We start from the raw sequence: 1,230 nt of genomic DNA, 5'->3' as shown, positions 1-1,230 counted from the left end.
TCTCCATGCTTAACAAGAATATTATCAATTTAATTTTATAACTTTGTTTACAGAATGAGAGAAATAAGACAGCTTATAAAACTATTTATAAAATTTAAAATACCCCCCTAGATGATGATCTATTAGGCAAATAAGCGGGGAACAAAACACTCAAAAAATGATATTCAAACATCAGAAAAATTGAAATTAAGGGATTTTTCATCTCTCAATTTAGGAAACAGGGAAAGAAAAGAGAAGAAGAAAAAAATGAATATATATGAATATGATAACTGCTATATTCTATAATTCTAAGGAACACCTAAATTCTCACATATGATTCCTGATAGTTATAGAATTGGAATTATTTTATTTGACTGGATTTCGGATATACTGTGAAATTATATATCAAAACTTATCCAATAAATAGTAGAGAAGAAAATTATGAAATTAATGCACGATGGAATCAAAGACTTTTTGCTTTTAGAAGAATATGTTGAGTCTCAAAAAATCGGATTTATTTCTTTAGAAGTTCCTCTGCCTCAGTGGATTAAAAATTTTACCAAAGCGATTAATAACTACTCAATAGGTTTGCAAATTCGTCGTGAGTATCGCCACATTTCTATGGGTTTAAGATCTCTAAAGTTTTCTGATGTTGATACTATTTTTATTTTCGAGCTTTACAATCAGCATTTGTTATTCGTTATGCCTTTATTCGCCATTATGGCATTAAGAGGTAAAGAAGTTTTAATATGTCTTCATGGCAATCAACAATTTGCTATGACTAACAAAATAAAATTTTGGGGATTACTCTATTTAAAAGCTTATTTAAACTTATTTAAAAAACTCAAAGTTGCTACTTTTGAGGTAGATGATGATGTACTTCCTGAAAAATTTAGATTACCAGATACATCTAAATATATAATTCCTCATCCTATTATTAGTGAAGCTAAACCTAAATTTTTACCAGGAGAAAGACTATCATCTAATGTTCCGATTAAAATTGGTGTTGTGGGAATGATTCGCCCAGATAAACCTATCGCCCAGGTAATTGATAAATTGCAAGAATATATTAAATCTTCAGAGCATCAATGCGAACTTGTAATCGGAACACCTTTTGATCAAAAACCAAGTTATTTAGACCAACTTAATGTTACTCTTTATGACACTACTCAACAAGAAGACTATATCCAAATTTTAACTGAAATAGATATTTTAGTTATTCATTATGACAAAGACCGTTAATACTACCGA

General features: G+C 29.0%; 1 protein-coding gene. It reads left to right on the top strand.

Annotated features, from left to right (window positions below; genetic code table 11):
- Nucleotides 1-420 precede the first annotated feature (420 nt).
- The gene (locus tag F6K40_RS40340) at nt 421-1,221 is read left to right on the top strand and encodes a glycosyltransferase family protein (RefSeq protein WP_293146003.1); all 801 of its coding nucleotides are present in this window, start codon (nt 421-423) and stop codon (nt 1,219-1,221) included.
- Nucleotides 1,222-1,230 lie beyond the last annotated feature (9 nt).

This window comes from Okeania sp. SIO3I5 (assembly GCF_010672085.1).
GTDB lineage: Bacteria > Cyanobacteriota > Cyanobacteriia > Cyanobacteriales > Microcoleaceae > Trichodesmium.
Note: the sequence above shows the minus strand (reverse complement) of the source record. Positions and strands in the feature narration are given on the sequence as shown.